General features: G+C 32.0%; 13 protein-coding genes. 11 read left to right on the top strand and 2 right to left on the bottom strand.

All coding sequences use genetic code 11. The annotated features are described in order from the left end of the window. Window positions 1-1,157: 1,157 nt before the first annotated feature. Window positions 1,158-1,859: a hypothetical protein gene (locus AO58_RS0116385; protein ID WP_024982727.1), complete on the bottom strand. Its 702-nt coding sequence runs from the start codon at window positions 1,857-1,859 to the stop codon at window positions 1,158-1,160. Window positions 1,860-2,269: 410 nt separating this feature from the next. Between AO58_RS0116385 and AO58_RS0116380 the strand changes: the two genes are divergently transcribed. The 11 genes from AO58_RS0116380 to AO58_RS0116330 all read left to right on the top strand — a co-directional run bounded on the left by AO58_RS0116380 (window position 2,270) and on the right by AO58_RS0116330 (window position 12,050). After that, window positions 2,270-3,094 carry an SIR2 family NAD-dependent protein deacylase gene (locus tag AO58_RS0116380; protein WP_024982726.1) on the top strand — a complete coding sequence of 275 codons (825 nt, stop codon included), beginning with the start codon at window positions 2,270-2,272 and terminating at the stop codon, window positions 3,092-3,094. Between the two features lie 158 nt (window positions 3,095-3,252). Continuing rightward, entirely contained in the window at window positions 3,253-3,627 is a 375-nt protein-coding gene (locus tag AO58_RS0116375) for a hypothetical protein (protein ID WP_024982725.1), read from the top strand. Further along, complete coding sequence (locus AO58_RS0116370) at window positions 3,624-4,139, top strand: hypothetical protein (protein WP_139225593.1); 516 nt, start codon at window positions 3,624-3,626, stop codon at window positions 4,137-4,139. The genes AO58_RS0116375 and AO58_RS0116370 overlap by 4 nt, the downstream gene beginning before the upstream one ends. Before the next feature lie 181 nt (window positions 4,140-4,320). Next, on the top strand, window positions 4,321-5,268 hold the full coding sequence (locus AO58_RS0116365) for a hypothetical protein (RefSeq protein WP_139225592.1): 948 nt from the start codon (window positions 4,321-4,323) through the stop codon (window positions 5,266-5,268). 165 nt (window positions 5,269-5,433) lie between these two features. Next, window positions 5,434-6,066, top strand: a complete 633-nt coding sequence (locus tag AO58_RS0116360) for a hypothetical protein (protein WP_024982722.1) — start codon at window positions 5,434-5,436, stop codon at window positions 6,064-6,066. A 749-nt stretch (window positions 6,067-6,815) separates the two neighbouring features. Further along, window positions 6,816-7,532: a DUF3667 domain-containing protein gene (locus AO58_RS0116355; RefSeq protein WP_024982721.1), complete on the top strand. Its 717-nt coding sequence runs from the start codon at window positions 6,816-6,818 to the stop codon at window positions 7,530-7,532. A 4-nt stretch (window positions 7,533-7,536) separates the two neighbouring features. Beyond that, window positions 7,537-7,740 (top strand): hypothetical protein, encoded by a 204-nt coding sequence (locus tag AO58_RS0116350; protein WP_024982720.1) that lies wholly within the window; start codon window positions 7,537-7,539, stop codon window positions 7,738-7,740. 581 nt (window positions 7,741-8,321) lie between these two features. After that, complete coding sequence (locus tag AO58_RS0116345; protein ID WP_024982719.1) at window positions 8,322-8,861, top strand: DUF3575 domain-containing protein; 540 nt, start codon at window positions 8,322-8,324, stop codon at window positions 8,859-8,861. A 742-nt stretch (window positions 8,862-9,603) separates the two neighbouring features. Next, on the top strand, window positions 9,604-10,260 hold the full coding sequence (locus tag AO58_RS0116340; protein ID WP_024982718.1) for a hypothetical protein: 657 nt from the start codon (window positions 9,604-9,606) through the stop codon (window positions 10,258-10,260). Window positions 10,261-10,600: 340 nt separating this feature from the next. After that, the gene (locus AO58_RS0116335) at window positions 10,601-11,113 is read left to right on the top strand and encodes an ankyrin repeat domain-containing protein (protein ID WP_024982717.1); all 513 of its coding nucleotides are present in this window, start codon (window positions 10,601-10,603) and stop codon (window positions 11,111-11,113) included. Between the two features lie 199 nt (window positions 11,114-11,312). Beyond that, on the top strand, window positions 11,313-12,050 hold the full coding sequence (locus AO58_RS0116330; RefSeq protein WP_024982716.1) for a DUF3885 domain-containing protein: 738 nt from the start codon (window positions 11,313-11,315) through the stop codon (window positions 12,048-12,050). A gap of 151 nt (window positions 12,051-12,201) precedes the next feature. Here the strand turns inward: AO58_RS0116330 and AO58_RS0116325 are convergent, their stop codons facing one another. Beyond that, on the bottom strand, window positions 12,202-12,480 hold the full coding sequence (locus AO58_RS0116325) for a hypothetical protein (RefSeq protein WP_024982715.1): 279 nt from the start codon (window positions 12,478-12,480) through the stop codon (window positions 12,202-12,204). Window positions 12,481-12,788 lie beyond the last annotated feature (308 nt).

Raw genomic sequence — 12,788 nt, 5'->3', positions numbered from 1 at the left:
GAGCTTGATTTGCGTCGGCACGCTAGCTAGTTCATTATTATTTTTTCAGTTGCAAAACGTCTGGTTGATGTCGGCTGTTTCTTTTCAATAACGTTCCCGCGCTACACGCAGGCTGGGATTAAAGATGCGTAATCTTTCGGTTAAAAACAAATGTATCAAACACAAACTATTTTCAAATTAAACCAATTGCCCAGCTTGCTTGTAGCGTGTGTTAAGCGGGGGTTGTTTAGTCGGAATTACAATTAAACCGCAAATTTTTCACGTTTCTGTATTTCGGTTTGCTATTTTCAACTTTCACGTTTGCTTTTAGTTTTCTGTTATTTGGTTCCAATTTTCACGCTTCCTTTTTCCATGTTTCTATTGTCAGTTTCCAATTTTCACGCTTTCATTTTTCACGTTTCCAATTTTCACGCTTCTGTTTTCCGAGTTTATGTTTTTCCACTCCAATTTTCACACTTCTGATTTTCAGGTTTCAACTTTCCAGCTTCTGTTGGCGCTTCCAGTTTCTACGCTTCAGCTTTGTTAATTTCTTACGGAAACTAATGCTTGTTTTCCAATGGATTTCTTCTGCGTAATTTCGGCTTTCAACTCCCGCTTAACGGGCCGCGGCTTTGCGCAGGGCTTGCCTTTTTCTGGCAAGGCTTGCGCAAAACCGCTGTTGTACGCTGTTACTCTTCTTCAAAGATAACAGTTTCAGGTAGACAATAAAATACTTAGATAAACTTTTTTTAAACTATTTTGCAAAACTTGGGCTTTGCGAAGTCGATTTAAAATTCTAATCGGAAACGGTATCTATTGATTTTCAGCAAGTAGAGCAGAAAAAGATTTGACTTTGTCATTTTTTTCTACTAACTTTGTCAAGCTTTATTAGCGATTTCGCTTTGAAAATATTGTTTTCAGCAAAACTCTTTTGCAAAAGCTTGGCGCAAAATGTTATCCATTTTACTCGTCAAAATCAATCAAATCCCTTTTGTTTTCGATAGTTTATCACGTATTTTTGGCTAATTGCGTACAACGTTCCGCAGCTACACGAGGTGCAAGGCTTCGTGACTGTATATTTTCTATTTAATAAAAAATTCAATGCGAAACGGCAATTCCACTAAATCCTTGCATCTTGTGTAACTGCTGTTGGGCGTAGTATTTTTTTATCTGTTCTTTTACTCTAATTCAGTTTTCTTTATGATATGAATTCCTCCGATGCTATAAGCAACGTCAATTGGAATAGGCTTGTCTTTCAAGTAGAAACTTCCATTTTGAAATGGTGTAATTCTGTCATAAATTAAGAAAAAATAATTCTCTTTGTCCGTCAAAATATTCAAGTTTTCGTTAGTTAATTCAACTGGTTCAACATACTCAACAAATCCAAGTTTATTTAACTCTGGAATTGTCACTTTTTGAGAATTAATTTCACAACCGTGTTTTTCTCCAAGTCCTGGCATTCCAAACCAAGGCATTGCTTGTCCAATTTGTAAAGAAATACTTGATGTGTCGCCCACAAATAGAAAGTTCTTGACTTTAAAAGTCTCAAAAATTGAAGGCAGTGATTTTTTTGGAAACAGTTCTTCTGCTTTCCAAAAGTACATAACTTTATTCTGCCATTCTTGGTCGTTTCTGTCTTCGCAAACCAAATTATCTGTCCAATAGTGCATATAAAGTTGTCCTGTTCTTAACAAAATTGTCGATTTTTCAATTCTTTCTTTTTGTTCGTCTGTTAAATTTCTTAAAATTTTGTAGCCAACACTATCGTCCGTTGAAACAAACTTGTCTCCCTTCTTTAACAGAACAGTTTCGGTTTCGTTTATATTTCCCAAATTATTTTCTGCTTGTTTCTTTCCAAAAAGTTTGTCAAAAAATCCCATAATTTATTTTGTCAATGTGTTTGTTAAATGTCGTTTCGGTCGGTTTCGTAATATTACGCCCAACGTTTGCGGCTATGCGAAGTGCCTTCTTTCGCCGCTTCACTAATGATAGCTAAAATAGCCAAATTTTTTATTTTGTACTATTTTTATCTAAAAAAGCGGAAGGCATTTTGCATAGCCGCTGTTGGGGGTAGTTACTTAATTATGCACAACCATCGCTTAATTAAGCGATGGTTGTGCATAATTAAGTAACTACCCCCAACAGCGGCTATGCAAAATGCCTTCCGCTTTTTTAGATAAAAATAGTACAAATTAAAAAATTTGGCTATTTTAGCTATCATTAGTGAAGCGGCGAAAGAAGGCACTTCGCATAGCCGCAAACGTTAGCAGATATTTTAGAAAATCAGTATATGAAAGAACATCTTGATGAAATAATAAAACAAGTATATAATAAAAAGAATAAAAATTTATTTACGTTTTTAACTGGTGCCGGAATTTCTGCTGATAGCGGAATACCTACTTACAGAGGTACAGATGGTATATGGATAAAAGGAACTAAATTCCACAAACCAGAAGAATTTGGAACCTTTAAATATTTTAAAGAAAATCCAGAAGAAGTTTGGCAATACTGTCTTTTTAGAAAAAAGATGTTTGAAAATGTTGAACCAAACGAGAGTCACAATGAAATTGTTGAAATCGAAAATCTTTTACAAGATAAATTTCATTTAATAACCCAAAATATAGACAATTTACACAGACGTGCTGGAACAAATAGAATTTACGAAATACACGGAAATAATAGAGAGATTAAATGTTCAAATGGTTGTAAGGGAATAGAATATCTTCCTATTGAAATTAAAGGAAAGAATATAGATGAAGATTTAACAGAAAAGGATATTGAATTATTAAAATGTAAAGAATGTGGTGATTGGATGAGGCCTAACATTTTGTGGTTTGATGAAGTATATAATGAAGAAACAAATAAAATATTTAGCTCACTAAAAATTGCCAAAAACTCAGGTATTCTTTTTATCGTTGGAACTTCTGGAGCAACAAATTTACCAATGGAAATTGCTGAAACAACATTAAAATATGGAGGAACAATTGTTGACATAAATACAGAAGACAATTTGTTCACAGAACTAATTAAAGACAAGAAGAATAAAATTATTATTCGTGAAACTTCAACTAAAACTCTGAAAATAATAAACGAAATATTAAAAAACATCTGCTAACACACGCTACAAGCAAGCTGGGCAATTGGCTTAATTTGCAGATGGTTTGTGTTTGATGCATTTGTTTTTAAGCGCAAGATTACGCATCTTTAATCCCAGCCTGCGTGTAGCGCGGGAACGTTACCAGCAAACTTGAAAAAACAGGAGAAAAACATCATATGGCATCAGCAACATTAAACAGAAGACTAAGGAAATTTTCAGAATCTTTATTCTCCAAATATAAAAGGTCAAATAAACTCCCCTCTACGATTATCGGTGTTGAGCATCATGAAATCCAAGCAGTTGACCACAGTGGTAAATATCCAAAAGACCTTTGTACTAAATTAGAAACTGAACTATTAAAAATTGCCCCTTTAGGAGAAAAGGGAATTGATAATTATGTTGGATGTTGTTGTGAAGTCAGAGCTTCTAATCAGTTAATTTTGTTACGTCTTAGTATTCCCATTAGTGATTTAAAATTCACAAGAGCAATTAGACCACGAACTGGTCAAACAATAAAAAGATGTCAAAATTGTAAACAAGTTTTTGGATGATGGATTTAGATTTTCAAGAAGAACAATTCTTCTTAGACATAAATTGGTATTTTGCTGATCGTTTTAATCGTCTATGTGTTGTAACATCTGGTGGCGGAATATTACCGAGGTTTCTGTTTGAGCAAGGAAATCAAAATGACGAATTCCATAATATTGTAAATGAACTTCCTGAAAGATTTGAAAGCGGAAGAAATGAAAACGTCTTAGAGTTTATTGTAGATTTGGAAAGTGATGGCTTAAATGAATATTTTCAAGATTTTGATTCATTAGCAAAAAAAGGATTCTATGTTTACGATAAAATAGACCTATCGAATTCTCAAGAAACAAATTACCTACTAGTCGCATATCCAATATATGACTCTGAAAATGATTCTTATCCAATTAAACCAAATGAACTTGATATAATTCCTAAGATACATCAACCTCTGATCTCGAGAACAAATAGCCACTTTAGTGAAAAAAATTTTAGAATAGTTGATTTAGTGTCTATTTTAGATAATCAGGATAAATAAAAGTCTGCTGGTAACAGCCACTACAACGGATTTGGGCAATTGGCTTAATGGAAAAATGGTCTTGTATTTCGGATGATTTGGCAAATCCGAAAATAGGGCTTAATTTAGTCCCAAACCCGCTGTAGTGCCAGAACGTTGTAGGCTATATTCTAAAAACGACAATACACCAAAAAATAAAATGATGAAAAATAATTCTTTAAAATGGTATCTAATTTCAATAACTCTATTTATTTTTTTCCTTTTTTGCACAACAATTAACCTATACCACACTTATGGGTATATACTTATTATTACTGAATCAATAATCTGTGTGTTTTTTATTATTCTAGGTCTAAACAAACTAAAAGATTTTAATGAACTTTTATATTCTAATTTAGGAGAGACAATTTCTAATAATAGTTATTTATTAATTGCATCAATACTTATTTCAGGAATTATTTTATCATTTACTCTGGAAAAAAGAACAGATAATGAAATTATTGCAAATGGGATATTTACAAAAGCAATAATTACCGATGGACATATGGAAGTTTCAAAATCCGTAAAAAGAACTTTTACTTCCTATGAATTAAATATCGTTTTTAATTCAAAAGATGGGCAAGAACATAATATTTTGACAAAAGTTGACAAAGAAGTATATGAAAGTCTTTCCAAAAATTTATCGGTCGAAATTAAATACTTACCAAGTAATCCTGCAATTTTAAAAATTATCAGTGGAAACTCAAATGTTCAAAAATTTAAAAACATAACAAATAGAAATGTCACCTTTTTTGATTTAGAAAAAATACTTAAATCAAAGAACCTAGACATAGAAAATTATTTGAACAAGATTAGTAATGGGTGGGAAATAAGGAAAAAGGATAGTTCCATTATTTATGAAAATATTATTAAAAATGAAATAATAATTGTTTCTAGTGAAAATTGGTTAATGTATTCTGGAAGTGAAATTTCAGATATTGAAAATTTTATTCCTTCTGAAAGAATTATAATAAAATCAGATAGCATTGCAAAAAATAAAGTCAAAATTGGAACAGTAAATTTTGAATTAGATAATTTAATTGCCATTTACAAAACAAGTATCAATGACAAAATGAATATCGAAAATTCTTTAATTATTAAATCAAAATAAATACAGCCTACAACACACGCTACAAGCAATTTGGGTATTAGGCTTAATTTGAAATTGGTTTTGTATTTGGAAGATTTGGCAAATCCGAAGAATGGGCTTAATTTAGTCCCAAACTGCTTGTAGCGCGGGAACGTTGTGTGAGATAATAAAAAAAGCGTACTTAAAATGAATGAAAAGAAATCTACAATTGATCCAATTATAAAATCTGTCTTCTTGCTAAAAAATATAGGCTTTTTAGTTGTTGTAATAATTTTATTGAATTTTTGCCTTCAAAACACATATAATAGAGTTTATGGAGATAATCATTATAAAAACAAATTAGAAAATTTATTAAAAAACGGTAAAACTGTAATTGCGAATTTTGATGATAATTACACAATTAATACAACTAAAATTGGAAATACTTCTAGCAATTCATTTGATTATAAGTACAATTTTAAAGTAAACAATGAAACATATGAAAATGAGTTTACAACTTCTGAATTTATACCGGAGGAACCAAATAGATTAATTAAATTTATGACTGTTCATTATTTACCTGAAAATCCTGAAATCAATCAAATTGACGCTGAATTAGAATATGAATATGCGAAAGACACAGTTAATGAACATACAATTGGAATGTTACTTTTAAATGTTTTTGGTTTAATTATATCTCTAATCTTAATGTTATATGTAATTCTTTCAATTAAACAGAAAATGAAGAATTTTGATAAACCTATTACAAATACTTTAGAAAATAATCAATCATTTTATAGTAATGCTAAACAAAATGAAAACTATAAAACTTTAAGATAATAATTTATAAGGAACTGTAGAAAATTACCTCACACAACAGCCACTACAACGGATTTGGGCATTTGGCTTAATAGAAAAATAGTCTTGTATTTGGAATATTTGGCAAATCCGAAGAATGGGCTTAATTTAGTCCCAAACCCGCTGTAGTGCCAGAACGTTATAGGGCAGTTGAGCCGAAATTACGCAGGCAAATCCAATTTGAAAATAAACAGTTGTTTCCGCCGAATGTTTTCAAAGCAGAAGCGTGAAAATTGGAAGCGCCAGCAAACGTTGAAAATTGGATTCTAACGACAAGCAGACGAAAAACGGAAGTGTGAAAACGGAAATGTGAATATTGCACTTTGCCAACAGAAACGTGAAAAGCTGATGTGTGAAAAACGAAACTTACCAAGCAAAACTTGAAAAGGAGACTCTAACGAAAGTGAACAGGCGAAGCAAATCTAAAATTGGGACTCGCCTACTCTAACGTAAAAAATGAAAAAGTGTGAAAGCTGGAATTGACCAACAGAAGCGTGAAAAATTTGCGGTTTAATAGTAATTTCGACTAAACAACCGCCCTATAACACACGCTACAAGCAAGCTGGGCATTTGGCTTAATTTGAAAATGGTTTTGTATTTAATACATTTGTTTTTAACCGAAAGATTACGCATCTTTAATCCCAGCCTGCGTGTAGCGCGGGAACGTTAGTGGCAATTTTGCCGAACCGACCGTAAACAAAACAACTGAAAAAATAAATTTGACAACTTAAATGAACTGTAAAAACTGTAACACCGAAATAAATTCAAAATTTTGCCCAGATTGTGGACAACCGACAGACCTTAAAAGAATTGATGGACATTATATAATTCACGAAATTGAACACGTCTTACATTTTGAACGTGGAATTTTATATACAGTTAGAGGACTTGTAACAAAACCAGGTCAAAACATTAGAAATTATCTTTCGGAAAACAGAAGCCGTCTTGTTAAACCCATTATATTCATTATTGTAACTTCATTAATCTACACCTTAATAAGCCACTTTTTTCATATTGAAGAGGAATATGTAAATTATAAAGGATTAGAAAAATCAAGTATTGGAACAATATTGAAATGGATACAAGGTAATTATGGTTATGCAAGTATATTGACAGGAATATTTATAGCAATTTGGCTTAAAGTGTTTTTTAGAAAATATGGCTATAACTTTTTTGAATTGCTTATAATGTTATGTTTTGTACAAGGAATTTCAATGTTAATTTTTGCTGTTTTTGCATTTGCACAAGGACTTTTACATTTTAAATTATTAAAAGTTGCAGGAATTATTGGTGTAATTTATGTAATATGGGCAATCGGAAATTTCTTTGAAGCGAAGAGAATTGGAAATTATTTTAAAGCATTAATTTCATTTCTTTTGGGTACAATAACATTCTACATTATTATTTTTGCAATTGGAATAACTATTGACGTGCTAACTAAAAATTAAAAATATGGACGATAAAAAAGGAATGAATTGGTTTTTTGTATTTATTGCATTTACATTAGGCTTGACTTTAATTAAACACATTGATTTTAAAAACTTAACGCTGAAAGAACCTGTCTTAGACGTTCTTTATATAGTTGTGTTTATAATTTCAATTTACTTAATCATAAAAGACTTAAAAAAAGACCTGAAAAATAAAAACTGCCACTAACACACGCTACAAGCAAGCTGGGCATCTGGCTTAATTTGAAAATGGTTTTGTATTTGAAAAATTAGTTTTTAACCGAAAGTTTAGGCTTTCTTAATCCCAGCCTGCGTGTAGCGCGGGAACGTTGGAGGTAATTGGACCGTGCCACTTAGACTACGACGTTTTTTCACAATGAATTTTCGGGATATTTTTTTGGGATGTTTAGAAGAATAAAGCATTTAGGCTTCAAGTCTTTCGATTGGGAATCGTAGAAAGTTCACTTTCAATACGTTTGACAACGTATTTTTTCATAATTAAGTAACTACCCCCAACAGCGGCTATGCAAAATGCCTTCCGCTTTTTTAGATAAAAATAGTACAAAATAAAAAATTTGGCTATTTTAGCTATCATTAGTGAAGCGGCGAAAGAAGGCACTTCGCATAGCCGCAAACGTTAGCGGTCAGCAGTGTTGGAACGTAAAAAAGGATGATTAAAACATTTTTTAAGCAAAAAAATTGTGTTAAATTTAACTTGCTTCATAAGTTTTATTAACATTTTTTAAGCCGAAATAATATATGTTTGCCGTGAACAATAAAACTTATATTATGAAAAAAAAGTACTTAATCATTGCAATGATATTTTCGTTTTTTGCTGTTAATGCGCAAAATGATATCCCACAAAATGAAAAACAAAATGAAGTGAAAGTGAATGTATTGTCGCCTTTAGCTGGAACTTTCGAAGCTACCTATGAAAGAAACTTAAACAATAAGTCATCATTAGGTATCACTGGATTGTTTGTGTTTAATAACAAAAATTCAAATGAAGACACAAATTATATGATTACACAATATTACAGAAGATACTTTGGTAAAAAATACGCTTCAGGTTTTTTTGCAGAAGGATTTGGAATGTTAAGTTCAATTGATGGAAAAAAAATATATGATACAAACGATAATTTGACATTTACTAAAGGGTCTGATGTAATTGACTATTCACTTGGTATAGGTTTAGGTAGTAAATGGGTTACCAAAAGAGGCATTATCATTGAAGTTAATGCTGGTTGGGGAAAACTCTTGTTTAATGCTGATAAAACTGACCACGATCAAGTTGCAAGATTTGGTCTTCAATTAGGTTATAGGTTTTAAAAAACAACTAAATTTGGAATAGACAATTGAAATATATTGGAATGGACATACGGAATAAATAAACTGCCGAACCGCTAACAGGCGTTTGGCAAGATTGCGAATTTTGTAGTAAATTCACGTTTATTTCTCGCAAGAAATTTTATCTTTGAAAGAAAATAATCGGTTCCGAAGTTCGCAACCTCGCCAAGCGCGGGAACGTTGGAGGTAATTGGACCGTGCCACTTAGACTACGACGTTTTTTCACAATGAATTTTCGGGATATTTTTTTGGGATGTTTAGAAGAATAAAGCATTTAGGCTTCAAGTCTTTCGATTGGGAATCGTAGAAAGTTCACTTTCAATACGTTTGACAACGTACAAGACTTGGCTAAGTTATCGAAAATAAATGACAAAGTCAATACTATATTTATTTTTGCTAACTTAAACATCACCAAAAAAATAGAGCCCTAAAACCCCTATTATTGACTTCGCCTAGCAGGCTTGCTAAGCGCAATAAATAATTGGTTTCATTGAATAGCATTGTGTTGAAAAAAAAAGAGAGGAGTAGTCTATCCAACTCCGTTACTTAATTAAGCGATGGTTGTGCATAATTAAGTAACTACCCCCAACAGCGGCTATGCAAAATGCCTTCCGCTTTTTTAGATAAAAATAGTACAAATTAAAAAATTTGGCTATTTTAGCTATCATTAGTGAAGCGGCGAAAGAAGGCACTTCGCATAGCCGCAAACGTTACCAGTAATTTTATGACACGACAGGAGAAAAGACAATTTAACAGAGAAAATCAAAAGAAAGCAACAAAATTGAAAACCTATAAACCTATTACTAAAAGTGATAGAATTATTGTTGTTTCAATTTCGTTAGCGATGATATTTTCGTTTCTCTATTTAGCTTTACGTGATAATTCATTACCCAATAACGAATTAGCATCAATAAATGTGACACTAAAAAGTTATCCAAAATATGACGAATACAAAATCAAGTCTACAACTTATAGAGATATAATTCTAACAACAAAAGAATATAATAGAGAATTCAAAATTACTTCAATGACTTACGAAGCGACTAATCACGAAGCTTTTAAATCAAACATTAAATCTGGTGATAGTATTGAACTTAAAGTTTTGAAATCTGAAGCTTCCGAATTAAACGAAAACAGTTTTTGGAATGATTATAACGAGGTCTACGGCTTAACAAAAAATGGAAAAAATTACATAGATATTGAATTAAGAACCGAACTGAAAGATAGCGATAGTAAATGGTCATATTTTTTAGTCGCAATTGGACTTATAATGCTTCCATACGGTTTTATGAAAAGAAAACCCTTGATTAGTATGGACAAAGCAATAACATCGATATGCGTATTAGGACTAATTTTGATTTTGTTGGAAAACCGAATTTAAAAAAAAACTACTGGTAACAGCCACTACAACGGATTTGGGCATTTGGCTTAATGGAAAAATGGTCTTGTATTTGGATGATTTGGCAAATCCGAATATTGGACTTAATTTAGTCCCAAACCCGCTGTAGTGCCAGAACGTTGGAGGTAATTGGACCGTGCCACTTAGACTACGACGTTTTTTCACAATGAATTTTCGGGATATTTTTTTGGGATGTTTAGAAGAATAAAGCATTTAGGCTTCAAGTCTTTCGATTGGGAATCGTAGAAAGTTCACTTTCAATACGTTTGACAACGTAAGCGGTAATATTTTGACGAAATTTTGAATAAACAAGAAATAAATAATGGCAAGTTCAGGCAGACCTTTTAAAAGTAATCCGAAAGTTGAAGAATTAGCTTTCGACATTGAAAAAAACGACAACGAAAAAGTAAAATCAATACTAAAAGAAGTTGGAATTGATGCAACCGACAGTTATCTAAGAACTTCTTTAATTTGGGCAGCTTTTTATAACAAAATTGATTTGGTTATTTGGCTAATCGAAAATGGTGCGGATATAAATCATCAAGACAAAAATGGATTATCGGCTTTACATTTTGCGGCAAAGGAAAACCGAACAGAAGTTGTCAAACTTTTAATTGAAAAAAATGCCAATATTGAAATTAAAGACCAAAATGGAAATACACCTTTAATGGATGCAATTTTCAATTCAAGAGATAATTTAATAAATATTGAGCTCTTTTTAAAATCGGGTGCAAATCTTGATAATGAAAATAATCACGAAATGACACCAAGGCTTTTAGCAGAGAGTATGTTTCATAGTAATGAAATAGAGAAAATAGAAAATTGGACAGAATAAACGTGATTAATACTACCGCTAACAGCGGTTTTGCCGGATTTGGGTTTTCGGCTTAATTTGAAGTTAGTTTTGTACCAGAATTAAAAGTGATTAACCGAAATAAAAATCTTAACTTAGTCCCAAACCCAGCAAAGCCGCGGGACGTTAGCGGTCAGGCTAAAAAGAACGACACCAAACATATAAACAACAAGAGAAAAACTTGAAAGAAATACTTCAAACATATTTAGATAAAACTTATCCAAACTCAAAAGTTGAAACGCCACATTCTGTGTTTGGAAACGTTCATATTCGTTTTGAACTTGGCGGAGATGAAATGTTTAAAATCATAAGAAACGGGACAGAAATTGAGTGGTGGAAAGACAGGAGAAGAATGACAAAAGTTGACAAGCTCAATTATGAAAAGTATATATTAAAAAGTGTTTCCAAAGCAACATCAAGAGCCACTACCCTTTTTTATGAAACTTTTGACAATTTAGAAACTGAAATTTGGATTTTGATTTATGAATATTCAGATGGACTTTTCAATAAACCAAGTGATTTTTTATTGAATCAATTTCCCAAAAATATTCGCACAACATTTTATGATGTAACCGAACAAGTTGAAACGCAAATGTTGACAGAACAAGAAGACGGAAGTTTTATTTGCGACAAAACAGAAGCACGAATAATAGTAGGGAAAGTAAAAGTTAAAGATATTCAAGCTGAACAAATACTAAATGGAATTGCAAATAATGAAATGGGGTTTGAACCGACAGTTTGCCAAAACATTTATTTCTTAGACCCAGCAACAGACAGGGGATTTTATATGTATGACGACAGAGGTTGTTATGTATGGAGCAACAAAGCCGAAAAAATAAAATATCTTTATGACAAGCGAAATAGTTGGATCGTAAATTACCATCGTCCCGAAATTGATAAATATTTCATACAAAGCTAAAAAAGCCCGAACCGCTAACACTTGCTACAATTGATTTGGGCAATTGGCTTAATTTGGAAATTGGTTTGTATTTGGGATGATTTGGCAAATCCGAAAATAAGGCTTAATTTAACCCCAAACCACTTGTAGCAAGGGAACGTTATGAGTAAGCTTACCATAGCAACTGCATAAAGTCATCTACACTCATATCTTTATATCTGTTTTCGTCATCAGAATAATCAATTTTCACATTTCCATTCCATATAGTAAAATAAACAGTATATAGATTATCCCCAACAAATGCAGAAACAGTTCTGTAATAATCCCAACCATCACCTTCTTTTTTTTCACCTTCAAATTCATCAATATTTTCAGCTTTATTATCTTCCAGCCATTTAATAAATTTGTTTTTAGCTGAATTAATTGGTCTTGCTATTTTCTTAATTCCCATTTTGTTTGCGTATAAAAAGCCTACTCATAACATCTAGTACAACTCACTAGGGCATTCAGCTTTGGTTAATATTGTTTGTGTTTGCTATTATTGTTTAGTGTCGGAAGTCAATCGGCTTTATTATCCCTAGCGAGCTGTACTAGCGGAACGTTGGAGGTAATTGGACCGTGCCACTTAGACTACGACGTTTTTTCACAATGAATTTTCGGGATATTTTTTTGGGATGTTTAGAAGAATAAAGCATTTAGGCTTCAAGTCTTTCGATTGGGAATCGTAGAAAGTTCACTTTCAATACGTTTGACAACGTA

Source organism: Flavobacterium succinicans LMG 10402 (assembly GCF_000611675.1).
GTDB lineage: Bacteria > Bacteroidota > Bacteroidia > Flavobacteriales > Flavobacteriaceae > Flavobacterium > Flavobacterium succinicans.
Note: the sequence above shows the minus strand (reverse complement) of the source record. Positions and strands in the feature narration are given on the sequence as shown.

Excerpts from the sequence above, each read along its gene's own strand:
- AO58_RS0116385 (WP_024982727.1), bottom strand. The coding sequence starts at position 1,859 with ATGGGATTTTTTGACAAACTTTTTGGAAAGAAACAAGCAGAAAATAAT.
- AO58_RS0116380 (WP_024982726.1), top strand. The coding sequence starts at position 2,270 with ATGAAAGAACATCTTGATGAAATAATAAAACAAGTATATAATAAAAAG.
- AO58_RS0116340 (WP_024982718.1), top strand. The coding sequence starts at position 9,604 with ATGACACGACAGGAGAAAAGACAATTTAACAGAGAAAATCAAAAGAAA.
- AO58_RS0116375 (WP_024982725.1), top strand. The coding sequence starts at position 3,253 with ATGGCATCAGCAACATTAAACAGAAGACTAAGGAAATTTTCAGAATCT.
- AO58_RS0116325 (WP_024982715.1), bottom strand. The coding sequence starts at position 12,480 with ATGGGAATTAAGAAAATAGCAAGACCAATTAATTCAGCTAAAAACAAA.
- AO58_RS0116355 (WP_024982721.1), top strand. The coding sequence starts at position 6,816 with ATGAACTGTAAAAACTGTAACACCGAAATAAATTCAAAATTTTGCCCA.
- AO58_RS0116345 (WP_024982719.1), top strand. The coding sequence starts at position 8,322 with ATGAAAAAAAAGTACTTAATCATTGCAATGATATTTTCGTTTTTTGCT.
- AO58_RS0116360 (WP_024982722.1), top strand. The coding sequence starts at position 5,434 with ATGAATGAAAAGAAATCTACAATTGATCCAATTATAAAATCTGTCTTC.
- AO58_RS0116365 (WP_139225592.1), top strand. The coding sequence starts at position 4,321 with ATGAAAAATAATTCTTTAAAATGGTATCTAATTTCAATAACTCTATTT.
- AO58_RS0116350 (WP_024982720.1), top strand. The coding sequence starts at position 7,537 with ATGGACGATAAAAAAGGAATGAATTGGTTTTTTGTATTTATTGCATTT.
- AO58_RS0116335 (WP_024982717.1), top strand. The coding sequence starts at position 10,601 with ATGGCAAGTTCAGGCAGACCTTTTAAAAGTAATCCGAAAGTTGAAGAA.
- AO58_RS0116370 (WP_139225593.1), top strand. The coding sequence starts at position 3,624 with ATGATGGATTTAGATTTTCAAGAAGAACAATTCTTCTTAGACATAAAT.